Raw genomic sequence first — 26,041 nt, 5'->3', positions numbered from 1 at the left:
ATGATGATGATAACGGCGCTGATATATTTATTCGGAGACAAGCTGGTAACTTCCCTTTTTTAAACCACCCGCAAGTGCTCTCAAGTATAGCATCGATAACCCTAAAATTCCCGCCAGTGAGTATAACCCCTGAGCAGGGGTTATGTTTTTTCCTGGCGTATAATGAGCTTGTTCAATTAATGCCCAATCATGTTTGCTTGCGGAATGAGCCGGAAATAGAGATGTTCGGGTACGGGACTCTCCCATACACCTGCCAGCATGGCGATGCCGACCGCGGCAAATACAATCCCCAGTACCAGTGCGGCCATGGTGGCCCCCGAGAGGCCGCTCTGCCACCGCGTTTGCTGATGTGGAATGCTTTGTGTTCCGGGTGGTGTACGTACTGAAAAAACCAGGGTCGACGCGACTGGGCAGGATTCAACGCACGTCATACAGGCACTACATTCAAGCGTTCTCACCTGGATTAATCGGTCTACCGGTATTTGGGATGGGCAATTTTGGGCGCATTTTCCACAATCAATACAGCTGTTTGCATTACGGCGGATTTTAAACGGGGACAACAGAGAAAAAAGGCCAAGTAAGGCGCCATAGGGACACAAATATCGACACCAGACATTACGAATAAACAGACTGGCGATAGCGAAAATAATCACACAGGCGAGCGTTGACGTACCGATGTGACGGAAAAAATTGAGCATTTTAACGTCGATAATTATCCCGTAAGGCGACATGAGAAAGAGCTGAATTCCCTGGGCTGGTATTGAAAGCGCGATATACAGAAAAAAACTTAACAGCACATATTTCAGTCCGCGTAACGGAATATCCAGCCAGCGAGGGAGCGTAAATTGACGCCCAACGCATTTCATCCCCAGACTGCCAAGCAGTTCCGATAGCGTACCTACAGGGCACAGCCAGGAGCAGAAGGCTTTTTTAAGCAGCAGGCTTATCAGTACGAATGCCACCAGAAACAGCATGGAGGCGGCGTGAATAGGGGGAAGCAAACCGGTTTCCACGGTGTATCTGGCGTTCATCAACCCTGCGATGGGCAACCATCCTTCAATACCGCCGGGTCTGGGAATAAAGACACTGGTGCCGCCCGTTTCATAAAAACGGACCCAGAAATAGAAACTGACGCCAATATAAATATTGATGGCCAGCAGCAGATATTGCGTGGCTTTGCGCCAGGTTAAGGCGTTTCGCCAGTCATTCCAGGGTAATTTCCCGCCTGTTGTTCCCTGACGGCGTTGCCAGCGTGTTCTCTTCGTTTCGCCCATGACCGCTCACTTTCCCAGAACGTGCATCCATAATGCTACTATGCTACGGCGGAACCCAACGGCGAAAATTGATTTATATCCTGATAATGACGCGTGGCACAGAGAAATAACGTGTTGCGCCAGGTTGTACCTATAAAGTGTTATTTATTGTGAGGTTGTCATTTATTTTGGGAAAAACAGTCAGGGGACAATGTAATGCCCCCTGTTTACAACTGCTGTACGCTTTCGCGAAAAATCCGCCAGGTTGTATCCCGCAGGTCCAGTCGTAAAATGTCGATGTCAGAGTTGTTTTTCGTATAAGCGATAGTGCTTATAAGGAACCCCGCCAATCCGTTCAAGGATCGTACGCATCCCGGTATTCGACTCCAGAATCCAGGACATCTCCAGCGCATCGATTTGATGCTTCGCAAAGGGGTCGCGTAACGCTTCGATTAACAGCAGTGCAATGACCGGGCCAATGCGGCTGAACTGATATTCCTGACGAACGCCCATTAGAGGCACCCGCGCAGTACGTATGCCGCTCACTTTCAGACGCCAGAGTAGTTTTGCCCAGCCAAACGGAAACAAACGACCATTGAGATCGGCGATGGCCTCATTGATATTGGGCATGCCAACGATAAACGCGCACGGTGTTGAATCTATTTCAGCGATGTAAATCATATCGTCCGGAACGAGAAACTTAAGCTGCTCGCCCATGGTGGCGAATTCGTGTTCCGTGAAGGGGACAAATCCCCAGTTGTGTTGCCATCCGGAGTTAAAAATCTCCCGTAGAATCTGCATCTCTTCAGTAAACCGCTTGCGGTCGATACAGCGGATGGTTACCTTTTTGCGTACCTGATCCATAAGTCGGGTCAGCGACGGAGAGAAAGAGAGGTCCGTACGGCGCATCCAGTAGGCCAGGAGATCTATCCCTTTTGTGTATCCTTGTCGCTCGATATTGAGACCATAATACGGCTTACCATGCGGCATTAACGCACAGGGCGGAGTGTCGAACCCCTCGATCAGTAAACCGCTTTCCTGGTTAATATTCAGGCTAAAAGGACCGCTGATTTTTCGCGCCCCCGAGGACTTCAGCCATGCTTCGGCGGTGGTAAACAAAGCACTGAACACTTCAGGGTCGTCAATGGCGTCGATCATGCCAAAATGGCCTGTATCTTCACCGTACAATTGGCGATGCAAACTATCCACCTGGGCGGTAATTCTGCCGACCACGACACCCTCTTTTTTAGCGACCCATGCTTGCCATTTGATATGCTCAGAACCCGGGTTTTTCTCTGACAGATGCTCGGCGCGTTCAAGAAATAAGGGCGGGATCCAACAAGGGTCAGCACGATAGAGCGAAGAGGGGAAAGAGATGAAGGCATTGAGGTCATGTTTATTCATGACTTTTTCTATGTGGATCATAAACAGCCTTAAATAAAAGTGCAGAAATTAAAAATAATAGTGTTTGCAGTAATGCAATAACGTAAATATCTGAGATGACAAATCAGGCTACTGAATAATTTTTTCCATCTTTTACCACTTAATGCTTTTACTGCCACGATGAAAAAGTGAAGTGTTATTTAATTGTGAGAAATTCATGCGAGTGATAAATATGCGGCATAAAATATTTATATTGATGATGTTATTGTCGATAATATTGCTATGCGGAAAAGTATTCTTGTAGGTGATAATTTTTTTGCAAAAAAAGATGTACTGCTTTATGACTATTTAATTTATATTATCCTTTGACGGTTATTCGTTTCGTATATCCAGTGTTTTTTAATTCAAACGTTCTCATGGTGTATATGTCCAATAGAATCTCAACTCATTCTCTTCCTATGCGTTATGCTGACTTTTCAACCCTGGTGGAAGCTTTGGACTATGCTGCACTGGGAAATGCAGGAATGAATTTTTATGACCGCCGCACTCAACTTGAAGCCGTGCTGGAGTATCGCACGCTAAGATTGCGGGCAATAGCAGGGGCGCGACGATTGTTATCGTTGAATCTCAATAAAGGGGACCGTGTCGCGCTTATTGCTGAAACCAGCGTGGGGTTTGTCGAAGCTTTTTTTGCCTGTCAGTATGCGGGTCTGGTTGCCGTACCCCTCGCGATTCCTATGGGTGTCGGGCAGCGTGATTCTTATTCCGCGAAATTGCAGGGCCTGTTAGCCAGTTGTAAGCCTGCGGCAATTATTAGCAGTGATGAATGGCTATCGCTTATTAATGTTGTCAATGTTCATGGTACGACAACCCATATTCTCACCAACGCGAGTTTTAATGCGTTACCGGAAAGGGATATAGAACTCCCGCTGCCGTTACCAGACGATATTGCCTATCTCCAGTACACCTCTGGCAGCACACGTTTTCCCCGAGGCGTCATTATCACCCATCGTGAAGTGATGTCTAATCTGCACGTCATTAGCCATGATGGGATAAAATTACGTGAAAGTGACCGCTGCGTTTCCTGGTTGCCTTTTTATCATGATATGGGGCTGGTGGGTTTTCTGCTTACGCCTGTGGCGACGCAACTCTCCGTGGATTATCTCCGCACCCAGGATTTTGCCATGCGTCCGCTGCAGTGGTTGAAATTAATAAGTCAGAACCGCTGCACCGTCTCCGTGGCCCCGCCTTTTGGATACGATTTATGCTTACGCCGTATCAATGAAAAAGAGCTCGTCGGGCTGGATCTCTCCTGCTGGCGTGTCGCTGGAGTGGGGGCAGAACCTATCTCTGCTAAGCAGCTCAATCAGTTTGGCGAATGTTTCAGGAGCGCGGGTTTTGACAGCCGGGCCTTTATGCCGTGCTATGGTTTAGCTGAAAACGCGCTGGCAGTCAGTTTTTCCGATGAAGCATCAGGTTCACAGGTGAATGATGTTGACCGCGATATTCTGGAGTATCAGGGAAAAGCCGCTGCGCCAAACCAAAATACCCGGGCAATTTCCACCTTTGTGAATTGTGGAAAAGCGCTGCCCGGCCACCGCATCGAAATTCGTAGCGAAGTCGGGATACCGCTTCCTGAACGGGAAGTCGGTCATATCTGTATATCCGGTCCGAGTCTGATGAGCGGTTATTTCGAGGATATGACTTCGCAAAAAGAAATTCAGTCAACAGGATGGATGGATACCGGGGATCTCGGCTATCTGCTGGATGGCTACCTGTATGTGACGGGGCGAATAAAAGATCTGATTATCATTCGAGGCCGTAATATCTGGCCCCAGGATATCGAGTATATCGCGGAACAGGAACCGGAAATTCACTCTGGCGATGCGATCGCGTTTGTGACGTCTCAGGAGCGGATTATTTTGCAGATCCAGTGTCGGGTCAGTTCTGAAGAACGCCGTGCGCAGATCGTTCACACCCTGATTGCCCGAATACAAAGCGAGTTTGGCGTTTCTGTTAGTATCGAGCTCTTGCCGCCGCACAGTATTCCGCGAACATCCTCCGGGAAACCGGCACGTGCTGAAGCGAAAAAACGCTATCTGACCCTCTTCGCGGAGACGCTAAATCCACCGCTTCCAGTGACGGGTTACGCGCAATGAGTAAAACAGTGGCGGTGACAGGAGGAACCGGTTTTATCGGTAAGCATATCGTTGATGACCTGTTGTCCCGCGGCTTTACGGTTCGTGCGTTAACCCGAACCGCTCGTCACGACTCACGCGATAATCTTGTCTGGATCCGCGGTTCGCTGGAAGAGTATGGAGCACTGGCGAAATTGGTGGCTGGCGCGGATTTCGTTGTCCACTGTGCCGGGCAAGTTCGTGGGCGCAAAGAGGCGATTTTTACCCAGTGCAATGTCGAAGGCAGCCTGCGACTGATGCAGGCCGCAAAAGAGAGCGGCCATTGTCGACGTTTTCTGTTTATCTCTTCCCTCGCCGCACGTCATCCTGAACTCTCCTGGTATGCGAACTCTAAATTCGTTGCTGAGCAGGAGCTAACTGCGATGGCGTCGGACATTGAGCTGGGAATTTTTCGTCCTACCGCCGTTTATGGGACCGGCGATACAGAGTTAAAACCGTTATTTAGCATGATGCTGCGCGGGTTCCTTCCGCGCTTTGGCACATCGGAAACTCAGCTCTCTTTTTTACACGTAAGTGATTTAGCGATGGCCGTGAGCCAATGGCTCATTGCTGATCGGACGACGGTTTATCCTTACGAGTTGTGTGATGGTCATGCCGGAGGGTATAGCTGGCAACGCATTCAGGAAATTGCTGCTGCGGTGCGGAATGGCCCTGTGCGGATTATCGGTATTCCATTACCTTTACTCAAATTCATTGCCGATATGAGTACGTTAATCAGTCAGTTTGTCGGAAAAGAACCGATGTTAACTCGCAGTAAAATCTGTGAATTAACACATCCTGACTGGTCCGCGAATAATAAATGTCTGTTCGAAAATATGAATTGGTTTCCCCGGGTTAGCCTGGAATATGCATTGCGTCATAGGCTATTTTGATTATTTTTAATTACAGGTATGTTACATTTCTATGTTAAATCGTGAAGAAGTAATGGAGTACACCCTTTACTGTTTACAGGGTATGGTCGAAAGCGGAGTGGATATTCATCCTGACAGCGAGCTTGTTAATGATCTCGGTCTGGAATCTATCAAAGTAATGGATTTGTTAATGCTGCTGGAAGATAAATTCGATATTTCCATCCCCATTAATATATTGCTGGATGTCAGAACGCCTGCGCAACTCATTGAAGCACTAATCCCCTATCTGGAGAGTATCAATGGGCCATTATGATAAATTTTCGCGCATTGCCAGTGAGCGGGAGCAATTTCGCACAGCAGGGATTAATCCATTTGGCACCTGTATTGACGAAGTCTATTCCGCAACGGAAGGGCGTATTGGTGATCAAAAGATTATTCTGGCGGGGACGAATAACTACCTCGGACTGACCTTTAATGCGCAGGCGATTGCCGATGCTCAGACCGCATTAGCAAAACAGGGGACGGGAACGACCGGTTCCCGGATGGCCAACGGCAGTTATGGACCGCATCTGGCATTAGAGCAGGAGATTGCTGAGTTTTTTGGCCGTCCGTCCGCGATAGTCTTCTCTACGGGCTATACCGCCAATTTGGGGGTCATCAGTACGCTTGCCGATCATAATGCCGTGGTATTACTGGATGCGGACAGCCACGCCAGTATTTATGATGCCTGTGCTTTAGGCGGTGCAGAAATTATTCGTTTCCGCCATAACGATGCGAAAGATTTGGAGCGTCGTATGGTGCGCCTTGGCGAGCGCGCCAAAGACGCAATCATCATTGTCGAAGGCATTTACAGTATGCTGGGCGACATTGCGCCTCTGGTCGAAATTGTTGATATCAAAAAACGGCTGGGTGGGTTTTTGATCGTCGATGAAGCGCACTCCTTCGGCGTGATGGGCCCGACGGGACGGGGACTGGCTGAGGCGGCAGGTGTCGAGCAGGATGTCGATATCATCGTGGGAACATTCAGTAAGAGTCTGGCTTCCATTGGCGGTTTTGCCGTTGGCGCTAATGCCATGGATGTATTGCGCTATGCCAGCCGCCCTTATATTTTTACCGCATCGCCTTCTCCGTCGAGTATTGCTTCTGTACGCTCCGCGTTAAAAACGATTGCCACACAACCGGAGTTGCGCCAAAAACTGTGGGACAACGCAGCACGACTGTATGAAGGGCTGGAAAAACTGGGCTACGAACTGAGCTCACACATCAGCCCAGTGGTTCCGGTTATTATTGGCGCTAAAGAAGAGGGGTTGCGTATCTGGCGAGAACTGATTGCGTCAGGTGTCTATGTGAACCTCATTTTGCCGCCAGCCGCGCCTGCCGGGATCACGTTGTTGCGCTGCAGCGTCAACGCTGCACATACCTGTGAGCAGATTGACGCAATTATTCATGCGTTTGCGCAGTTGAAAAAGTGATGCTCTATACCCGCAGCGGTTATTCTGCATGGGGATAACCGCTGTGACTTCTGAACGTCTTGCCTGTTAGTGCTGCCGATCAAATCGATAAACCAGAATTAACGCCACCACCAAAAGAAATACCGGCGGCGCCAGCGTCGTCAACTGAGCATTAAGGGAAAACAGCAACCCCAGGTTGATGATGATTTGATAACTGACATAGGTCAGTAACCCAACGACCACGCCGACGGCTAAGCGACTGCCCAGTCCGGGGGAACGGGGGGCGCTAAAGGCGAAGGGGATGGCCAACAGAATCATCGCCAGGGTTAAAAGGGGATATCCCAGCTTTTGCCACAACGCCAGCTTAAATTCGATGCTGGGTTGGTCCGTCTTTTTCAGCCAGGCAATATAATGACCGAGTTGCGTAATCGAAAAGCTATTACTGGGCATGGTGAGTTCCAACAGACTCATGTCCGCAAAAAGGGATTGCCACGGCAAGTTCGCTGTTGTTTCTATCGTCTCTTTCCCATTTAGCCATTTTTTCTGATTAACACCGTGTAGCACCCACGTCCTGCTATCTGAAATCGTGGCTGTCTGTGCATAAATATAGGTTTCTAACGAACGGTCGGGCCGGTAGTAAAACAACTCAATGCCTGCAGGCTGATTCTGTTCATCCAGAGACTTTATTGTGACAAACTCATTGTCTCGTCGTGCCCACAGAATGTTTCCCGCCACATCGTTACTGCCATCAAGCGCATCGGCACGGTTTTTTATTTGCACCGCCTGCTGTTGTAGCGGCGAAGCAATCCACTCGTCGGTTGCGCTGAGAGCGAAGGTCAACATCAGTCCAGCGCACAGCGCTACCATGGCTATTCTAAAAATGGAGAATCCCGTTGTACGGATTGCGGTTAACTCCATGCTTTTCGACAGTTGACCCAACCCAATGATACCGCCAAGCAGCGCGATGAAGGGGCCAAGATCGATGAGGGTTCTGGGCAATGTCATTAACACGACAATCACAGCTTGCGTCCAGCGGTATCCACCGGGACTCACGTCATCAAGTTCATTGATCAGATTGAAGGTGGTAAAGAGCGGAAGCAATAATCCTGCTGCGGCAGCAAATCCAATAAAGATATGGCGTAGTAAATAGCGGCTGAATATCTTCATCGGCGTATTTTCTCCAGGAGAGCAAAGTCGCGAATCACCAGAATAAACACGCCGGCAAGCATGAGTAGGGGGATCAACCACACTCCCGGAATGACGGGAAGCGCACCGTTGGCAACCAGCGTGCGACAAATGTTACCGCCATAAAAAATGACGATAAATAACAGGGTGAGCGGGAGAAGCGTTGAAAATCGTCCCTGGCGCGGCTTGACGCGGCTTAACGAGATCGCCAGCAACGCCATTAAAAACGCACAAACACCGCGACTTTCCCTCCACTGCCGTTCGGCGATATCAGCGGGATCCCGGGAGTGAGAAAGCGTTGTTATGGATTTGGCTTTGCGTTTGACATCAGGATTCTGGTCGAACGGTTTGAGATTCAGTCGGAGGTTACGGTAAATCTGTTCGTTATCATCACTGCCCTGATGCGCCAGTACATAGGCGGTGCCTGAGTGCAGCATGACCGCAGGCGTCGTAGGCGATGCGTCGACAACATCAACGACGCGGGCCTTGAATACGTTGGTTTTGTTGCCTGAAGAGGTGTAAATCAGCGCATCGTTGAGATGATGAGAGGCGGGAAAAATCTGCTGAGCGAGGATCATCCTGCCGTTGTTATTAATAGCAAACTTTTTGGCCTGCAAATGACGGATATCCAGCTCAGATTGCGATTGCTGCTCTAACTGATAAATTTGCGCGTAGGCCCAGGGTCTGCCGTACATGGAAAGAAGCGTAACCAGAATACTCAACGGAACGGCGAGAAACATCACGGCGCTATAAAGGCGAAGCGGACTGGCGCCAGAGGCGGATATTGCTGTTATCTCCGAATCAGTATACATCTGGCCGAGGGTTACGCCGACGGAGACATAAAGGCCGACAGGTAGCAGCATCTCAAGCGCTATCAGTACCTTATAGAAGACAACATCCAATACGACTGCAAGCGCTAACGTGCCGTTGGCCGCTTCAGTAAGATAGCGCTGAGCGGAATAGCTGGCGAAAATAAAGATCAGAAAACCAATGATGGTCACCACCAGTCGACGAATGCCGGTCATGATGTAGCGCTCAATTAAATTCATAGAGGGCTCGATTCACCAATCACTTTTCGCACCATCGAGATGACCTGTTGCACCTCTTTCGGTGTCAGATTGCCATCCTTCGCCCATAAAATGTGCCCATCTTTATCCAGCACCAGAATGGTTGAACTCATTTCATTAAGTTGCCAGGTCTTTCGTCCTAAGCCGTCACTGTCGATAATAAATTGTGCCCACGGGTAGTGCCGTTTGTTTTTTTCTATTTTACCCAGCACGAAAAAACCGGAACCAAAGATCACATCATCGGTATTGACGATGGTGGTGGGCTGAAAGCGGTCCTGAGGAAAATTCGCTTTCTTGACCGCTTTAATCAGCAGCGAGTTTTTCTTTTTTGCGGAAGTTCGCCCGGCAATGTACTGAACAATGCGCACCTTTCCCGCCAGTTCGCTGCTATTCCAGCTCCGGTAGCTAAATTCATCCTGATTATCCAGAAGCAGTTCCCCGCGATCTGCAATACTGACGGGTTGTACCGATTTACCGACGACAAAGTTATGCGCGGACGCCTGCACCGGAGAGAGCAGGAATGAAGCAACCAGTAATGGACGTAGCAGCATCATATATCCTTTATTTCGCTGGTCAGTATGGGGAATCATAAGGAGATAAACCTATAGAGGATAATGTGCGAGAAAATGCTCTATACGCTCGCGTATATTACTGTCCAGTGCACAAGGCTCTTCGTAGGGGGTTCTCATTTCCATATCATCTGCCACCATTTCATCATGCCGGTCACCCATCAGACCATTAATCGCGGCCAGAAAGCGGGAAATTGACCGGGCATCCTGATTGTCCGGATCGAGAGAGCGTAAGGTGTCGTAATAAGATACCTGCTGGCTAATGATTTTTCGCATGTCATGGAATTCGCTTCCCGTCAGTTTCGGTTTGGCAATAAGCGTTTGCAGCGTGCGCAGTTGTGCCTGGCAGTAGGCGAGAAATCCACTTGCCGTTTCTAACTGACTATGACGCAGGGAATAATGGACCAGCGCCCAGACGGGAAGGCTCAGGTAAATACGTAACCGCTTTCCATAAGTGGCGATAATATCGTTATTCCCATTACGAAACCCATCCTGAAAATGCCCGAGAAAAACGGTCGTTTTACTGAATAAGAGGCCTGAGTAGTGGCTTTTTCGGTAGAGTCGCAGGGCAAAACGTAAATGCTTATAACGTGCGCGAATATATTTGTATTGCATCCGTTCTTTCTCAGATAACCCGGTGCCTTTCAGTTGTTTCAGTACTAAATGCAGTAAGTCCTTTCGGGCAACACCCTCCTCCCAAAACTGCAGGCATAAGGCATAACAGCGTTGAATATTTTCCTCAGTGCAATGCGGATGAATAATTTCAGGCAGCGTGGCATGTTGATCTACGATGTCATCTTCTTCTACGGCCACAAACAGGCGCTGCAGAATGTCAGGTGAGAATGTTTCGCGTGTCATGAATGGTTCTCTTTGGCCGTCGTAAACTTCAGTAAATGGCGACGGTTATAGGCATATAACGTTGGTATCAGGGAAAGCAGCACATCCAGGCTCTGTCCGCCGAAGTAGGCAAAAGCGGCGCCAATCACGCCAAAGCGATGCGACAGTCCCACCAGCAGGACAATATAGGCGATGGAGGCAATCGTCTGTGCGGTCAGGAAAGCACGCTGTTTGCCAGCCATGAGCAGCAACGATTCCTGAGGAAAGCCCAGCATCGATACGATAATCGCGCCGAGCATGACCTGTATGAGGTCATATGCCTGAAGATATTTGACGCCAAACACGAGCGAAATTAGCGGTTTACCGACAATCACAATCACAAGCGCTACGGCGATACCGATACCTCCGGCTAACAACGCTGATTTTATCCCCAGTTGCCACGGCTTTTTGCTGCGCGGATCTAAACGCATGACTTCAGGATAAAAGCTCTTTTCGAGGAGTTTAGCGGGGGTTCCTGTCGCATCAAAAAAGGTCATTGCAATTTTAAACAGCCCGGCAGCGGCGGGGCCCAGAACAATCCCCACTAACACGGTGCTGCACGAGTTGCGCGCAGACCATATCGTGTGGGCAAAGTTGGTCGCCCAGACAAAACTCCATGCGCCTTTAATGCGGCGCGCCGATTCAAACAGACGTGGCCGTAGCGCATTGTGTATGTTCCTGCGGCGAAGTTCCCGCGCGGCGAACCACCAGTACATGGTGCCGCCGACCAGGTTTGAGGCATACCAGGTGATCACGAAACCAGCAAACCCATAGTCGCCAAAATAGGCGATAACGCTGCCAAGGGCGCGCAGAAAGGGTTTAGTTGCCTGCTGGATGGCAATCAAATCAAAGCGGTTCACCGCCCGCAGGATCCCCGTTGGCGTCGATGAGGCCATGGATGGGATCAGCGTGCAGTACAGCATTGCGAGCCAGAAACTGTCTGCATCGAGGCCTAATGACTGCGAAAGAAATGGCAGCAGCAGCATCCCGACGAGTATCGCCACGGCGCCGCTGGCGATATCCAGGCCAAAGGAAAATGAGATTACATCGCGGAACTGCTGCGGATTATTGCTTTCCAGCGCGGGCGTGCCGTACTGAACGACCAGTTGCCACGTCTGAAATTTGGCAAAATCGCTGATGCCTTTGGTATAGGACTGAATAATGACCAGCACACCAAACATTGCCGGCGTCATGCCTTTACCTGCACAGGAAAGTGCCAGTAAACCCAGCAGGGCGCTCACGACATTGCTGGAGCCTAAATAGGCGCTGTTACGAATGATGGTGCGAAAAGCGCCATCGGCAAACCACTTTTTCATGGAAAAAAACCGCCAGACCAGGTGGATAATCACTTAGCAGGGGCAAACCCGCCCAGCGCACATTTCAGATCTGCGACGATTGCCGCGCCTGAGTTCAAAGATCATTTAGCAATGGGAGCAACCCGGTTCCGGACGGGGTCAATGGAATAGTCATGTCATAGCGCTCTTGCGCTGAGAGTCCGTTGCAGCGATGGATGCGGCTTGCAGCGCTTTCTCCAGTACCTCGCGATAGGGCGCTCTGGCGTCGAGATCGAGAATTCTGGAGCCGTTGTAGGTAATCTTCACCATGATGTCGATTTTGTCGCGCAGCTCGTCGTAGTCATGGTCGGGCTTACGGGAAAATGCAGTATCAATATCAATATCAAGGCGAATGATGAGTTCGGGGCGGTACAGCGCCATCTCCTGATACAGCCGCGACTCGCGTTTCGCCATGCGCGTTTTCACCCATCCCTTCGCGCGCTCTATGCCAATGCCCGGCCCGTCATAGTGAAAGCCTGAAATTTCGGCCTGGGGGTAGCGATCGCTGATCACCAGTACGCCGCTTTGCGCCAGTCGCCGTACCTTGCGTAGATTGGCCATCCTGCGTAATGAGAAGCCGTACATTATTAGCGCCGCCCAGAGCGCGGGCGCGCGGGTACTCATGCTCTGCGTTTTTGACGATTTCGCCGCCAGGCGTCGCTCAAGCCATGTGCCAATCAGCGGCAGACGTTTGATTTTGTCGCCATCCTCTCCGGAGACGAGCCCTAAATATCGGCGTTCGGTCACCCACTTTGTTTGCAGGTTTTTTACCAGATCGGTTGTCAGCGTGGATTTACCGGTGCCGTCGCAGCCGACCACTGCGATAAGCCCAGGTATGTATTCAGGCTGCGGTGAATTGAGCGAGCTTAACGTATTCGTATCCATGTCGTTCAGTCTCAAAAGGGAATCGCGAACCCGATCCGGGGATCGCCAAGGACGGTCTGAATTGCGCGTAATGACTCAGCAAGAATGTTGTCCGCCGCCCCGCGACCGTCCAGTTCGAGGATCGGCGCCCCGTTGAACGCGAGTTGCGGCGTGACGGCGACCTTCTCGTGAAGCACGGAAAGTTGGTGGTCCGGCTTACGCGAGAAGGCGGTTTGTTCATCGATATCCAGCCTGATCAGCAGCAGAGGCAGCCAGGAGGCCATCCACTGATACAATTTGATTTCGTTTGCTCTCAGGAACCGTACCCAGCGATTACCGCCGGGGTTTTTTGCCAACTGCGGCCCGTCAAAACGGAACCCAGGGACTTCCACCTGGGGATAACGATCGACGATGAATAAGGTTCCCTGCCGACTTTGTGTCAACATTTTGCGAAATTTGTACGCTCTCCAGCAGGAGAGCAAAAAGATCACCAATGCCGTCATATTCCCAGGAGGTGCGGATGGGGATTCGTGTACGCGCGTCGCTTTTGCCCGCAGGTAACGACCAAAAGAGGCTCCGATTAATGGCAAATGTTCGATCCATTCACCAATACGACCAGAAGACTGCCCGAGATAAAGCAGTTTTGTCGGCATGTGTGATGCCAGATGATTAACCAGGCTGGTTGCCAGGGTTGATTTACCTGAACCATCGCAGCCGACTATTGCAATCACCCGCACGAAGGGGGGATTAATAGTGGGAATAGTATATTGACTCACGAAAAATCCAGTATTAAAGAAATGATTGTATATTACCTGTCCTGTGCCCAGAATATCTGTTCAGTAAAGTTGTGACAATGACTAATTGTAGTTTTAGTATTAACAATCATATCCTCGAGGATATATTAACAAGAAAATATTCATGGTGAATATTTTAAGTGAAGGTGTATTTATGCAATCAATAAAACCTCCGCTAATAGCTGTCATTGGCAGCGATGGTTCAGGGAAGTCAACGGTTTGTGAATATCTTATTACTTGCTTGCTGAAATATGGCCCTGCGGAAAGAGTGCATTTAGGTAAGCAGGCGGGGAATGTCGGACGTGCAGTGGTTAAATTACCATTAATGGGGAAGTCATTGGGTAAAGCTATTGAGCGTAATAAGGTTAAAACGGCAAAGAAATTGCCCGGCCCAGTACCGGCTTTAGTTATTATGTCCTTCGTGCTTCGCCGGTTACTGCGTTTTCGTCATATGCTGGGATGTCGCCGTCGTGGGTTAATTGTATTAACCGACCGTTTTCCTCAGGTGCAAATTCCTGGCGCTTACGATGGCACCGTTTTTCCTGCCGATGCGAAAGGGAGCCGTTTTGTTTCCTGGTTGGCAGAGCTTGAGCGTACTGCGTTTCACTGGATGGCCAGTCACCAGCCTGACCTGGTGATAAAGCTGAATGTTGATCTCAACGTTGCCTGTGCACGCAAGCCCGATCATCGCAGAGAAGCGCTGGCTAAAAAGATAGCGATAACGCCACAACTGACGTTTGGCGGCGCGAAACTGGTCGATATTGATGCCAATAAGTCGCTGGATGAGGTGCTGATAGATGCGGAAAAAGCGATAGCGGAGTTTATGACCGCCTGCGGCTATCATCGCAGCCCCGATAATCGGGCGATTAACCTCCACCTTCCTTAAACGTGTATCGCTTTGTATGCCCAGTTTGTGAACTGGGCATTTTCACGCCTATCCCGTGTCGTTAAACTGCCAGTGAATTCAGAGCAGTTGCAGGGAAGCCCAGTAAAGGATCCCGGAGAGCAGAATCGCCGCAGGCAACGTAAACACCCAGGCCATTGCAATACTGGTCACTGTTTTTCGCTGCAATCCTCCGCCATCGACAATCATCGTTCCCGCGACGGCAGAAGAGAGCACATGCGTTGTGGAAACGGGCATACCGATGTAACTGGCAAGACCGATGGAGACCGCGGCTGTTATCTGTGCGGACATTCCCTGGGCATAGGTCATGCCTTTTTTACCGATCTTTTCGCCGATAGTGGTTGCCACGCGACGCCAGCCAATCATAGTGCCAACACCCAGCGCCAGCGCGACCGCCATGATGATCCAGACTGGGGCATATTCAATTGTGCTCAGCATATCGGTTTTCAGCCTCTTCAACAGATGGACGTCGTTACTGTTGAGAGCCGGCAGTTTTGCCACGTTATTCGCCGTATCGGAGATGCACAGCATGATGCGCCGTAACTGACTGCGCTGCGGAATGCTTAATGCGTCGTAATTCTCTATATTCGCAGGCAGGAGCGTTTTGACGCGGTTAAGGGAATCCATCGTATTCGCCGGGTGACAATGAAACGCCATCGGCTGTGTGGTATCAGCCGTCGATGTTGCGGGTAACTGAGCTTTGTCGATGACCTGCTTCAGCAGATCGGGATGCTGCTGCAAGTAGGCCTCCAGATTGCTAATAGCGTCACGGGTGCGGGTTATTTCGTATCCGGTCGCGTTCATGTTTACCACGAAACCGGCAGGCGCGATCCCCACCAGTACCAGCATCACCAGGCCGATTCCTTTCTGACCATCATTTGCGCCATGAGAAAATGCCACGCCAGCAGCGGAGGAAATTAACGAGATACGCGTCCAGAAGGGGGGCTTCTTTTTACCGCCTTTCTTTTTTCGTTCCTCTGGGAGTCGGTGGATGCGCGCGCGTTTTTTGGTGCCGCTCCAGTAACGACGCAGCAAGAAAATCAGACCGCCTGCGATCACCATTCCGACGACAGGAGAAGCGATGAGCGAAGCAAAGATATTCATCACCGCCGGGATGTTTAACGCATCGACCACTGATCTGCCTGTCATCAATGCGTTGGTTAACCCGATCCCGATAATCGCGCCGATCAGTGTGTGGGAACTGGAGGCGGGCAGGCCGAAATACCAGGTACCCAGGTTCCAGATAATCGCTGCCAGCAACATGGAAAAAACCATCGCGAGGCCATGCGACGAGCCCATGTTGAGCAGCAAATCCGTCGGTAGCATATGCACAATGGCATAGGCTACGCTGAGCCCACCCAGCAGGACGCCACAAAAATTGAAAACCGCAGCCATAATCACCGCCAGCTGAGGTTGCATTGCACGCGTATAGATGACGGTCGCTACCGCATTGGCGGTATCGTGAAATCCGTTAATTGCCTCGTAAAACAGGACAAAGGCCAGAGCAAGTAAAAGCATCGACCCGGTATAAAAATCCAGGCCAGCAAATAAATGTAGCATAGAGAATATTACGCCATTTTGAGGATACAGACGGACGCATTATCAGTGACTTTAGCGATTCGGGCAAAGTGAAATATTATTTTTTTGGCTGTGGCGCCAGGATTGTTTTACGCGCACAAATAATTGTTGTTTCTATTCAAATGGATAGTTGTTTGTTTTTGTCCTGTTTTTATCCCCCTTTCGGGGCTTTTCAATTTAAGTTATGAAGTCCGTGTGAGGCATATTTTATGAAATCAGAACAGCGCTTGCATGATTTCCAGTCAACGTAAAAAATAAAGTGATAATAGTGTTTTTGATATTTGGTTTATGAATATTTCGGGGCCGTTTTCCTGCGCTTTTTTCAGGTATATCATTCTCTCGGATATTTAGAATAATGCGGGCTTAGATATAGGATCTGAAAAAATGGATTTCATGCCAGTGATATATTCATGTGCAATCATATCTTTGTTAACTGGTTGAGTCTCACTCTCCCCCATTGATGCGAAAAAAGCGCATTGCAGACTGAGAGTGGTGCTATAAATACGGCTGCGGCACCGGGCTGTCCCGGCCCCTCATCAACATCGCAAAGGTAATGCTGGCAAACAGAATACCGAGTATCAGCAACGTCATCATCCTGCCCGACAGCGTTCCACGACTCATTTGCGTTTTTCCCGTTGGCGTGCGCAGGGAAAAGGTCAGCGTTGACGCGACCGGGCAGGACTCCGCGCAGGTCATACAACCGGTGTATTCAACCGTTCGCACCTGAATCAGTTTGTCCACCGGGATCCGCGACGGGCAATTTTTCGCACATTTTCCGCAATCAATACAGGGTTGCGCGTTGCGGCGAATTTTGAACGGGGAAAGCAGGGAAAACAGGCCAGGCAGGGCACCATAGGGGCAGCTTACGCTGCCCTGAAATTAGGGATGCGTAATAAAGCGCGAAAGTCTCTGGCGCAGCAATCGGTTTTCCTCCCTTAATTGCGCATTCTCTTCCAGCAAGGTGAGCGCAACGGCAATGCCCGGCCAGTCCAGCGCCAGTTCGTGCCGCAACCGCAAGGCACGTTGCACGACAGAGGCGGCATGGTCGTCGAATTGCCAGGTGGCCGCTTTGCGCTCGTAGGGTTCAATCACGCCCAGACCGACAATTTCGTTGAGTTCTTCTTCTGACACACCGGTATGCAGACAAAATTCGGTGATGGTAAAGGTGACGGTCACGTTCGCCATTATGCTTTCCCCCACTCTTTGCGCGGTTCAAAGGACGTTTGTGTCTCCGCCAGCTGTTGCCAGAGTGCTGCGGCGGCGGCATCCGGTTTTGACGGCATCACAATCTTAATCACCGCATACAGGTCGCCGGTATGTTTTTTGCTCACCAGCCCTTTGCCTTTGATGCGCAATCGCTGTCCCGCCTGGCTGCCTGGTGGGATCGTCAGTAAAATACTCTCTTTCAGCGTCGGCACGGTGACTTTGGCACCCAGTGCGGCCTCCCACGGCGCCAGCGGCAGGACGATCTCCAGATCCTGATTGACGATGTCAAACAGAGGATGCGGCGCAATATGGAAAACCAGCCACAGATCGCCGTTGGGTCCTCCGTTTTCGCCTGGCGTTCCCTGGCCTTTGAGACGAATACGTTGTCCATTTCCCACACCCGCCGGGATTTTTACGTTCAGCGTTTTGGGGATTTCTCGCTCCACAAGACCCAATGCGTTATACACCGGCAATGTATAACTGATGGTTCGCGAGTGTTCAGTCAGGGTTTCTTCGAGAAATATCGCCACATCAATCTCTATATCGTGCCCACGGGTTGCCGGGCGCTGGCGAGACTGTCGGGCGTGCTGGCCAAAAATCGACGAAAAAATATCGTCGAAATCTTCAGTGTTGTAGCTTTGGCTTTCGCCTTGCTGGAATGAGCGGTTAAATTGCGGATCGTGGCGATGCTGCCACAACTGGTCATATTCTGCCCGGCGCTGTTCATCACTGAGCACTTCCCACGCCTGAGCAACCTCTTTAAAGCGGGTTTCGGCATCGGGTTCTTTGCTGACATCAGGATGGTACTTGCGGGCAAGTCGGCGATAGGCGGTCTTGATAGTCTTGAGATCGTCCGTCGGTTTTACGCCCATGATGGCGTAATAATCCTTTAATTCCATAGCGTTCTCTCTCGTAAATCACGGCATGCAAAGGAAATCCCCTGAAAAGACATCACCGTTAAGTGTAGGGTAATCCTAAGAAACGCGTCTGCAAACAGCAAAACATCATTTTGTTGAATGAAATGAGTCCCGGATACCGGTTCTCCTGAAGGGCATTGCGGGCGCGAAATCAGGCTGCGGACATAACTTTACAGCCCAAAGGTTGCCAAAACCTCCCCAGGGGCTAAGATAACCCGCGTCAATCAGTGAGGGTGTAATGGCGAAACGACAACGGATGGGATGGTGGTTTCTGTGTCTGGCATGTGTCGTGGTGATGATTTGCACCGCGCAGCGCATGGCGGGCCTGCACACGTTGCAGATGGAAACAGCCGCGACCATCGTGGCCGTCCAGCCGAATGCGCCGTCCGAAGAAGCCACGTCGGCAGTTACACCCTGCGAACTTAGCGCAAAATCACTGCTGGCGTCGCCGCCCGTGATGTTCGAAGGGGCGATTCTGGTCCTTTGCCTGCTCCTTGCCCTGCTGGCACCCCTGCGGGTTGTTCGCCTGCCGTTTTTCCCTCCGCGAGCCATCTCGCCCCCCACACTCAGAGTTCATCTACGCTTTTGCGTGTTCCGTGAATGACAGACCGGTTAGTGCTAACGGTAAGTTAATTATTCATGGAGAAAAAATATGATTCTTGTTTTCAGGCAGATGCTGTTCTGTCTGTTATTGCTATGGCTGCCCGTATCCTGGGCGGCAGACGACGGCTGGCTGCGTTCGCCAGAGAATGACCATGCCCGTGTGCAACTGCGTGCCGATACCACCGCGCAGGGCGAAACCCGGCTGTTGCTGGAGGTAAAGCTGGAAAACGGCTGGAAGACCTACTGGCGTTCACCCGGGGAGGGAGGGGTTGCCCCTGCGATTACCTGGAAGGGCGAAATGCCTGCCGTCGACTGGTTCTGGCCAACGCCTTCGCGTTTTGAGGTGGCGAATCTGACCACGCAGGGGTATCACGACCAGGTCAGTTTCCCGCTGGTGATTCGGGGAAACGCGCCGGAGAAAATCGCCGGTATCCTGGCGCTTTCAACGTGCAGCAACGTCTGTCTGCTGACCGATTATGCGTTTTCCGTTACGCCGTCCCGCCAGGATGCGACCTTTGCGCATGACTTTGCCCAGGCGATGGGGCGAGTCCCTCTGTCTCAGGGACTGACCGATTCCATTACCGTGGGCGCGCGCGCCGGGGAACTGGTGGTTGAAGCCGAGCGGGCGGGAGGCTGGTCAACCCCTGGCTTGTATCTCGATACTGTCGATGACGTGGAAACCGGTAAACCTCAATTCCATATTGCGGGGACGACATTACAGGCGACGATCCCCGTTCGCGATAGCTGGGGAGAGGGGGCGCCGGATCTCCGCGGTAAGAGACTCACGCTGGTATTGGCCAATGAAGGGATCGCGCAGGAGAGCACGCTCTCGGTAGGTGTCGCCCCTGCGCCAGTGACAGAAAGCGCTGCCTTGCCGCTCTGGCAAGTGGTTCTGATGGCATTACTGGGTGGATTTATTCTCAATTTGATGCCCTGTGTGTTGCCCGTACTGGGGATGAAGCTCGGCTCAGTATTGCTGGTGGAGGAGAAAAAACGACAACAGGTGCGGCGACAATTCCTCGCGTCGGTGGCGGGAATTATCGCCTCCTTCATGGCGCTGGCGCTGCTGATGACCGTGCTGCGGTTGACGAATCAGGCGCTCGGGTGGGGCATTCAGTTCCAGAATCCGTGGTTTATTGGCGTCATGGTGGTGGTGATGCTGACCTTCAGCGCCAGCCTGTTTGGGCTGTTTGAATTCCGTCTTCCTTCGGCAATGACAACGCGACTGGCGACCCAGGGGGGGAACGGGATGTCCGGCCACTTCTGGCAGGGGGCATTTGCCACTCTGTTGGCGACACCGTGCAGCGCGCCGTTCCTCGGTACCGCCGTGGCGGCGGCACTCACCGCGCCGCTTCCGACGTTGTGGGGGCTGTTTCTCGCACTTGGATTGGGGATGAGTCTGCCGTGGTTGCTGGTCGCGTTGCGCCCCGGCCTGGCGTTGAGTCTGCCACGTCCCGGTCGCTGGATGAACGGACTACGACGCCTGCTGGGTTTGATGATGCTGGGATCTGCAATCTGGCTGGCAACGCTTCTGCTGCCACACTTTGGATTCTCCACTCCCGCCCCGGCAAAAGAGAGCGTGGTCTGGCAGCCCCTGAGCGAGCAGGCCATTCAGCAGGCGCTGGCGCAAAACAAACGGGTGTTTATCGACGTCACCGCAGACTGGTGCATCACCTGTAAGGTCAATAAATACAACGCATTACAGAAAGAGGCGGTACAGAAGGCGCTGCAACAGCCGGATGTTGTCGCCCTGCGAGGCGACTGGACGCTGCCTTCCGCTGAGCTGTCTGATTTTCTGAAAAAACGTGGCCGCGTCGCCGTGCCCTTTAACCAAATTTATGGCCCCGGAATACCGGACGGTCAGGCGTTACCCACCTTACTGACTCAGGACATGGTCCTGCAAACGCTGGTAAACGCAAAAGGAGTTATGCCATGAAATACCTGATTGTTCTGTTCTTCACCCTGTTTACTGGTCTGAGTCTGGCGCAAGAGGCAGCCCCGTTTACCCCAGAGCAAGAAAAGCAGATCGAAGCGCTGATTCAGGAAGCGTTATTTAACGATCCTGCCAGTCCGCGTATTGGCGCGAAAAAAGCGACGCTGACGCTCATCAACTTTACGGACTACAACTGCCCCTACTGCAAACAGCTTGATCCGATGCTGGAAAAGATTGTGCAGAAATACCCTCAGGTTGCAGTGGTGATTAAGCCTTTGCCCTTTAAGGGGGAAAGCTCGGTCCTGTCGGCGCGTACAGCGCTGACGACCTGGCGCGAACATCCTGCACAGTTCCAGGCGCTGCATGAAAAACTGATGCAGAAACGGGGATATCACACCGCCGCCAGCATTGCCCAGGCGCAGGAAAAATCCGGTGCGACAGCGGTGACGCTGGATGAAAAAAGCAATGAGACCTTGAGTACCAACCTGCAGCTTGCCCGGCTGGTGGGGGTTCAGGGGACGCCCGCGACCATCATCGGGGATGAAATGATCCTAGGCGCCGTGTCCTGGGAGACGCTGGAAGAGGTCGTCAAAGAGAAGCTGGCGGCGGCCAATGGTCAGTAAGTTACGGCGCTGGCTGCGTGAAGGGCTTATCTTGCTGGCGCTGCTGGTCGTCGTCACGATGCTGGTCGATGCCTGGCGCGCGCCACAGGTTCCGCCCTCTTTTGACAGCACGCCGCTGCAAACGGTGGACGGGGAAACCGTCACCCTGGGGAAACTCAGCGAAGAGAAACCGGTCTTGCTCTATTTTTGGGCAAGCTGGTGTAGCGTGTGTCGTTTCACGACCCCGGATGTCGCGCGGCTTCACCAGGAAGGGGTAAACGTGATGACCATTGCGCTACGCTCTGGCAGCGAGGCCGACGTCGCCCGCTGGCTGACGCGCAAAAATGTCACTTTCCCGGTTATCAATGATGCGAGCGGCGAGATATCCCGACGCTGGGAAATCAGCGTAACGCCGACGCTGGTGATCGTCTCAAAGGGAGAGGTCGTTTCGACCACCAGCGGCTGGACCAGCTACTGGGGGATGAAACTTCGACTGTGGTGGGCTAAAACGTTCTGAAACCGTGCCGGGGAAACCCGGCATTTTTCCATGCTTCCGCCTTTCAGCCAGACTCCTCATCACCTCATCCCCGGAAGCCATATTTCGCTCCCCAACGAAGCAAGCCCGGAGAATAACGGACATTATCGCGTATCGGCTTTTTTCGGGAGGACAACGTATGGTCGTATTCTGGGAGTCTGGGCTTTACCTGATATTGATGATTACCGCTACCTTTGTGCTGGCGGGGATGGTGAAAGGCGTCACCGGTATGGGGCTGCCCACTGTGGCGATGGGGATTCTGGGGGCGCTGGTCTCCCCGGTCGCCGCCGCCGCGATGCTGCTGTTACCTTCACTGATCAGCAATCTGTTTCAGTTCGGCGGTGGCGGCAATACCCGGACACTGCTGAAACGTCTCTGGCCGATGCTTTCGATGGTGGTTGTCGCCACATTGCTTGCCAGCGTCTGGATTGCGGGCGGAGACACCCGGCGCACGCAGTTCGCGCTTGGCGTCGCGCTGATTCTTTACGCGCTCTGGACGTTGGCCGGGAAACGAATCCGGGTCGATCCACAACGTGAAAAACCGGTCTCGATGATGGTGGGGGTAGTGACAGGGCTGCTGACCGGCGGCACCGGTGTTTTCGTGATGCCCGCGGTGCCGTGGATCCAGTCCCTCGGCTTTGAGAAAGAGGAACTGGTACAGGCGTTGGGCATCTCTTTCACTTTCTCGACGCTGGCACTAGCGCTCGGATTATGGTGGCACGGCGCGCTGCCGGTTCAGTCGGTCACTTTATCGGCATTCGCCATTATTCCCGCGCTCGTCGGTCAGTGGATCGGCACCCGTGTGCGTCGGGTGATATCACCGTTAGTGTTTAAACGCTGCTTTTTGCTCTGCCTGATGGGGCTGGGTCTCGAAATGATACTCCGCGCTGCATCGTGACTTTGCGGGGATTCCGTGCCAGGGTCAATGCAGATTATGCGGGTTAAAGAGGGGCTTATGACGTCGTTCATTTCAGAAAATGAAGAGGAGTACGAACTCGAGTCAAGGATGGCGCTGACCGCTGCGGTGATGGCGGATAAATCGCGATCACGCATGCTGAGCGCCTTAATGGATGGGCGCGCGTGGACGGCGACGGAACTCAGTGCGGTGGCGGATGTTTCGGCATCTACCGCCAGCGCGCATTTGGCGCGCTTGTGTGAGCAACGATTTGTTATCTCGCTGGCTCAGGGGCGGCATCGCTATTTTCGGCTGGCAAGCACAGAGATAGCGCAATTGCTGGAACGGCTAATGGGAGTGGCGTGGGCGTCTTCCACAACACGTAAAATTGCCACGCCGCTCAGTTTACGCCATGCGCGCACCTGTTATGACCATCTTGCAGGAGAAATCGCCGTCATGCTTTTTGACACCCTGATTTCCCGGCAATGGATAACCGCGGAGGGCGACGCGTTAACGCCGCTGGGGCAGGACAAACTCGCCGAAATAGGTATCGAGACCGGCGCTGGCGTGTCGCGCAGAAAGCTGAGCTGCGGTTGCCTGGACTGGAGTGAGCGGCGCTACCATACCGGGGGCGTACTCGGTGCCGCTCTGTTGACCTATTTCGAACAACAACGATGGATCACAACCACGGCGGGCAGTCGCCAGGTCACCTTTACGCCGCTGGGTATCCGCAAACTCCAGCTTCATTTTGGCATTACCGCGTTGCGGTAAATCTTCCGTTTTGCGAAAGCGTTCCCGGAAAAATGTCATATTTCTGTCACACTTAGAGAAATTTGATAACAACAAGAGGTTGTAGGGATGAAAAAATCGTTACTCGCCGCAAGTGTGGCAGGGGTTTTATTGTTGTCGGGTCACGCACAGGCGCAGACCACGCCGGAAGGTTATCAACTGCAACAAGTGTTAATGATGAGCCGACATAACCTGCGCGCGCCGTTGGCCAATAATGGCAGCGTCCTTGAACAATCTACGCCAAATAAGTGGCCTGAATGGGATGTGCCAGGCGGTCAGCTCACCACCAAAGGAGGGGTGCTGGAAGTGTATATGGGCCATTATATGCGCGAGTGGCTGGCAGAGCAGGGGATGGTGAAGTCAGGCGAATGCCCGGCGCCGGATACGGTCTACACCTATGCCAACAGCCTGCAACGCACGGTAGCCACGGCGCAGTTCTTTATCACCGGGGCATTCCCTGGATGCGACATTCCTGTACACCATCAGGAAAAAATGGGCACCATGGACCCGACCTTTAACCCGGTGATCACCGATGATTCCGCGGCGTTTAGCGAGAAGGCGGTTCTCGCGATGGAGAAAGAGCGCAGCCAGATGCAGCTTAATGAGAGCTATCAGTTGCTGGAGCAGATGACGAACTACAAAGACTCGCCGTCCTGCAAAGAAAAACAGCAGTGTTCGCTTCTCGATGCCAAAGACAGCTTTAGCGCGAAATACCAACAAGAGCCTGGCGTTTCAGGTCCATTGAAGGTGGGGAATTCACTGGTCGATGCCTTTACGCTGCAGTATTACGAAGGGTTCCCGATGGAAAAGGTGGCCTGGGGCGAGATTAAAACCGACCAACAATGGAAAGTGCTGTCGAAACTGAAAAACGGTTATCAGGACAGCCTGTTTACCTCCGGCGAGGTGGCGCGTAATGTGGCCGCGCCGCTGGTGAAATATATTGATAAAGCGCTGGTGAGCGAGCGCAGCAGTGCGCCGAAAATCACCGTACTGGTCGGTCATGACTCAAACATCGCGTCACTGTTAACCGCGCTGGATTTCAAACCGTATCAGTTACATAACCAGAATGAGCGTACGCCGATTGGCGGTAAGATTGTGTTCCAGCGCTGGCATGACAGTAAAGCCAATCGCGATCTGATGAAAATCGAGTATGTGTACCAGAGTACGCAGCAGTTGCGTAATGCGGAGGTTCTGACGCTTAAATCACCGGCGCAGCGTGTGACGCTGGAGCTTAAAGGGTGCCCGATAGACTCGAATGGATTCTGTCCGATCGACCAGTTTGATCGTGTGTTGAACGACGCGGCAAACTAAAGGAAAGGCTCCCCCGTGTGAACGGGGGAGTTATCGCTACACGTTTTTACGGTCGATGGTTTGCTCGCCCCAATAGAGCGAATCTTTATCTGTTTTATTGAAGGCCTTGATCAACACTTCATCGTTGCCTTCTTCCCAAATCTTTTCCGCCAGTTTTTCGTCGTACTGGGCGACTTCAAAAATGGCCTCGGCTATTTCTCGTGACGTATTACGCAGACTTGCCCATTCGCCGACGCGATGAGCTTTCGCTTCTTGAGTTGGCATTCGAATCCTCCTGTTGAAGATTAGCCGTTAAGTTTTACTGCCAGGCCCGCGACATATTCGCCCTGGTAGCGCGCAATCGAGAGTTCCTGCAGGCTTGGCTGTCGTGAGCCGTCACCGCCTGCAATCGTGGTCGCGCCGTATGGCGTCCCCCCACGAACCTGTGAAACGTCAAACAATTCCGGTGCGGCATAACCGATAGGAATAATCACCATTCCGTGATGCGCCAGGGTGGTCCAGGTCGATGTAATGGTTTGTTCCTGACCGCCGCCGGTTCCGGTTGAACTAAAGACACTGGCGAGTTTGCCGTGCAGCGCGCCGGAAGCCCACAGCCCGCCCGTTTGATCCAGGAAGGTGCGCATTTGACCGGACATATTGCCAAAACGGGTGGGGGTGCCAAAAATAATCGCGTCGTATTCTGGCAGTTCCTGTGGGGTTGCAACGGGGGCGTTCTGCGTTTTACCCCCGGCTTTTGCGAAGATGTCAGGCTGCATGGTTTCTGGTACGCGCTTAATGATAACCTCAGCGCCTTGTACCTTACTTGCCCCCTCAGCCACCGCATGCGCCATGGTTTCAATGTGTCCGTACATGGAATAATAAAGCACCAGAACTTTTGCCATTTTGCACTACTCCTCGGTTTTATCGTCTCCGTAGCGATTCGCTACCTCCATTTAAAGATATG

General features: G+C 52.0%; 26 protein-coding genes and 1 pseudogene. 12 read left to right on the top strand and 15 right to left on the bottom strand.

Annotation, left to right across the window (positions count from 1 at the left end; genetic code table 11):
• Nucleotides 1-176: 176 nt before the first annotated feature.
• Together P2W74_RS14585 and P2W74_RS14580 are read right to left on the bottom strand one after the other, a co-directional pair.
• Nucleotides 177-1,274, bottom strand: coding sequence for a 4Fe-4S binding protein (locus P2W74_RS14585; RefSeq protein ID WP_276292168.1), 1,098 nt, complete (start codon nt 1,272-1,274; stop codon nt 177-179).
• 279 nt (nt 1,275-1,553) lie between these two features.
• On the bottom strand, nt 1,554-2,678 hold the full coding sequence (locus P2W74_RS14580) for an N-acetyltransferase (protein WP_276292167.1): 1,125 nt from the start codon (nt 2,676-2,678) through the stop codon (nt 1,554-1,556).
• A 383-nt stretch (nt 2,679-3,061) separates the two neighbouring features.
• On the opposite strand from P2W74_RS14580, the gene P2W74_RS14575 reads away from it, so the two are divergent.
• Genes P2W74_RS14575 through spt form a run of 4 tightly spaced genes read left to right on the top strand, consistent with a single transcriptional unit; the run spans nt 3,062 to nt 7,157 of the window.
• Complete coding sequence (locus P2W74_RS14575) at nt 3,062-4,795, top strand: fatty acyl-AMP ligase (protein WP_276292166.1); 1,734 nt, start codon at nt 3,062-3,064, stop codon at nt 4,793-4,795.
• A complete protein-coding gene (locus P2W74_RS14570) occupies nt 4,792-5,706 on the top strand; it encodes an NAD-dependent epimerase/dehydratase family protein (protein WP_276292165.1) in 915 nt (304 codons plus the stop codon). The genes P2W74_RS14575 and P2W74_RS14570 overlap by 4 nt, the downstream gene beginning before the upstream one ends.
• A gap of 31 nt (nt 5,707-5,737) precedes the next feature.
• Nucleotides 5,738-5,998: an acyl carrier protein gene (locus P2W74_RS14565; protein WP_276292164.1), complete on the top strand. Its 261-nt coding sequence runs from the start codon at nt 5,738-5,740 to the stop codon at nt 5,996-5,998.
• A complete protein-coding gene (gene spt, locus P2W74_RS14560; protein ID WP_276292163.1) occupies nt 5,985-7,157 on the top strand; it encodes a serine palmitoyltransferase in 1,173 nt (390 codons plus the stop codon). Before P2W74_RS14565 ends, spt begins: the two co-directional genes overlap by 14 nt.
• Nucleotides 7,158-7,223: 66 nt before the next feature.
• Here the strand turns inward: spt and lptG are convergent, their stop codons facing one another.
• The 7 genes from lptG to P2W74_RS14525 all read right to left on the bottom strand — a co-directional run bounded on the left by lptG (nt 7,224) and on the right by P2W74_RS14525 (nt 13,807).
• Nucleotides 7,224-8,303, bottom strand: coding sequence for an LPS export ABC transporter permease LptG (gene lptG / locus P2W74_RS14555; RefSeq protein WP_276292162.1), 1,080 nt, complete (start codon nt 8,301-8,303; stop codon nt 7,224-7,226).
• A complete protein-coding gene (gene lptF, locus P2W74_RS14550) occupies nt 8,300-9,370 on the bottom strand; it encodes an LPS export ABC transporter permease LptF (RefSeq protein WP_276292161.1) in 1,071 nt (356 codons plus the stop codon). Before lptF ends, lptG begins: the two co-directional genes overlap by 4 nt.
• On the bottom strand, nt 9,367-9,939 hold the full coding sequence (locus P2W74_RS14545) for a YtfJ family protein (RefSeq protein WP_276295198.1): 573 nt from the start codon (nt 9,937-9,939) through the stop codon (nt 9,367-9,369). The genes lptF and P2W74_RS14545 overlap by 4 nt, the downstream gene beginning before the upstream one ends.
• Nucleotides 9,940-9,990: 51 nt before the next feature.
• Nucleotides 9,991-10,815, bottom strand: a complete 825-nt coding sequence (locus P2W74_RS14540; RefSeq protein ID WP_276292160.1) for a hypothetical protein — start codon at nt 10,813-10,815, stop codon at nt 9,991-9,993.
• Nucleotides 10,812-12,149, bottom strand: a complete 1,338-nt coding sequence (locus P2W74_RS14535) for a lipopolysaccharide biosynthesis protein (protein ID WP_276292159.1) — start codon at nt 12,147-12,149, stop codon at nt 10,812-10,814. Before P2W74_RS14535 ends, P2W74_RS14540 begins: the two co-directional genes overlap by 4 nt.
• A gap of 150 nt (nt 12,150-12,299) precedes the next feature.
• Nucleotides 12,300-13,061 (bottom strand): nucleoside/nucleotide kinase family protein, encoded by a 762-nt coding sequence (locus P2W74_RS14530; protein ID WP_276295197.1) that lies wholly within the window; start codon nt 13,059-13,061, stop codon nt 12,300-12,302.
• 2 nt (nt 13,062-13,063) lie between these two features.
• The gene (locus tag P2W74_RS14525) at nt 13,064-13,807 is read right to left on the bottom strand and encodes a nucleoside/nucleotide kinase family protein (RefSeq protein WP_276292158.1); all 744 of its coding nucleotides are present in this window, start codon (nt 13,805-13,807) and stop codon (nt 13,064-13,066) included.
• A gap of 172 nt (nt 13,808-13,979) precedes the next feature.
• On the opposite strand from P2W74_RS14525, the gene P2W74_RS14520 reads away from it, so the two are divergent.
• The gene (locus P2W74_RS14520; protein WP_276292157.1) at nt 13,980-14,711 is read left to right on the top strand and encodes a dTMP kinase; all 732 of its coding nucleotides are present in this window, start codon (nt 13,980-13,982) and stop codon (nt 14,709-14,711) included.
• 78 nt (nt 14,712-14,789) lie between these two features.
• On the opposite strand, the gene pitA is transcribed toward P2W74_RS14520, so the two are convergent.
• The 4 genes and pseudogenes from pitA to cbpA form a co-directional block, all read right to left on the bottom strand.
• Complete coding sequence (gene pitA, locus P2W74_RS14515) at nt 14,790-16,289, bottom strand: inorganic phosphate transporter PitA (protein WP_276292156.1); 1,500 nt, start codon at nt 16,287-16,289, stop codon at nt 14,790-14,792.
• Nucleotides 16,290-16,802: 513 nt separating this feature from the next.
• Nucleotides 16,803-17,168: pseudogene (locus P2W74_RS14510) on the bottom strand (4Fe-4S binding protein); the annotation flags it as partial.
• Between the two features lie 18 nt (nt 17,169-17,186).
• A complete protein-coding gene (gene cbpM, locus P2W74_RS14505) occupies nt 17,187-17,492 on the bottom strand; it encodes a chaperone modulator CbpM (RefSeq protein ID WP_276292155.1) in 306 nt (101 codons plus the stop codon).
• Complete coding sequence (gene cbpA / locus P2W74_RS14500; protein ID WP_276292154.1) at nt 17,492-18,412, bottom strand: curved DNA-binding protein; 921 nt, start codon at nt 18,410-18,412, stop codon at nt 17,492-17,494. The genes cbpM and cbpA overlap by 1 nt, the downstream gene beginning before the upstream one ends.
• Nucleotides 18,413-18,668: 256 nt before the next feature.
• Between cbpA and P2W74_RS14495 the strand changes: the two genes are divergently transcribed.
• From P2W74_RS14495 to agp, 7 genes are all read left to right on the top strand, one after another.
• Nucleotides 18,669-19,034, top strand: a complete 366-nt coding sequence (locus P2W74_RS14495) for a copper resistance protein (protein WP_276292153.1) — start codon at nt 18,669-18,671, stop codon at nt 19,032-19,034.
• A gap of 48 nt (nt 19,035-19,082) precedes the next feature.
• Nucleotides 19,083-20,969 (top strand): protein-disulfide reductase DsbD family protein, encoded by a 1,887-nt coding sequence (locus P2W74_RS14490; RefSeq protein ID WP_276292152.1) that lies wholly within the window; start codon nt 19,083-19,085, stop codon nt 20,967-20,969.
• Nucleotides 20,966-21,589 (top strand): DsbA family protein, encoded by a 624-nt coding sequence (locus tag P2W74_RS14485; protein WP_276292151.1) that lies wholly within the window; start codon nt 20,966-20,968, stop codon nt 21,587-21,589. The genes P2W74_RS14490 and P2W74_RS14485 overlap by 4 nt, the downstream gene beginning before the upstream one ends.
• A complete protein-coding gene (locus tag P2W74_RS14480) occupies nt 21,579-22,085 on the top strand; it encodes a protein disulfide oxidoreductase (protein WP_276292150.1) in 507 nt (168 codons plus the stop codon). Before P2W74_RS14485 ends, P2W74_RS14480 begins: the two co-directional genes overlap by 11 nt.
• A gap of 157 nt (nt 22,086-22,242) precedes the next feature.
• On the top strand, nt 22,243-23,001 hold the full coding sequence (locus P2W74_RS14475) for a sulfite exporter TauE/SafE family protein (protein WP_276292149.1): 759 nt from the start codon (nt 22,243-22,245) through the stop codon (nt 22,999-23,001).
• A gap of 57 nt (nt 23,002-23,058) precedes the next feature.
• Nucleotides 23,059-23,769, top strand: coding sequence for an ArsR/SmtB family transcription factor (locus P2W74_RS14470; protein ID WP_276292148.1), 711 nt, complete (start codon nt 23,059-23,061; stop codon nt 23,767-23,769).
• An 87-nt stretch (nt 23,770-23,856) separates the two neighbouring features.
• On the top strand, nt 23,857-25,098 hold the full coding sequence (gene agp, locus P2W74_RS14465; protein ID WP_276292147.1) for a bifunctional glucose-1-phosphatase/inositol phosphatase: 1,242 nt from the start codon (nt 23,857-23,859) through the stop codon (nt 25,096-25,098).
• A gap of 36 nt (nt 25,099-25,134) precedes the next feature.
• Here the strand turns inward: agp and P2W74_RS14460 are convergent, their stop codons facing one another.
• On the bottom strand, nt 25,135-25,362 hold the full coding sequence (locus P2W74_RS14460) for a YccJ family protein (protein WP_276292146.1): 228 nt from the start codon (nt 25,360-25,362) through the stop codon (nt 25,135-25,137).
• A 20-nt stretch (nt 25,363-25,382) separates the two neighbouring features.
• Nucleotides 25,383-25,979 carry an NAD(P)H:quinone oxidoreductase gene (gene wrbA / locus P2W74_RS14455; protein ID WP_276292145.1) on the bottom strand — a complete coding sequence of 199 codons (597 nt, stop codon included), beginning with the start codon at nt 25,977-25,979 and terminating at the stop codon, nt 25,383-25,385.
• Between the last annotated feature and the right edge of the window lie 62 nt (nt 25,980-26,041).

It is taken from the genome of Citrobacter enshiensis (genome assembly GCF_029338175.1).
In the GTDB taxonomy this organism is placed as follows: Bacteria; Pseudomonadota; Gammaproteobacteria; order Enterobacterales; family Enterobacteriaceae; genus Citrobacter_D; species Citrobacter_D enshiensis.
This window is presented reverse-complemented; position numbering and strand designations above follow the sequence as displayed.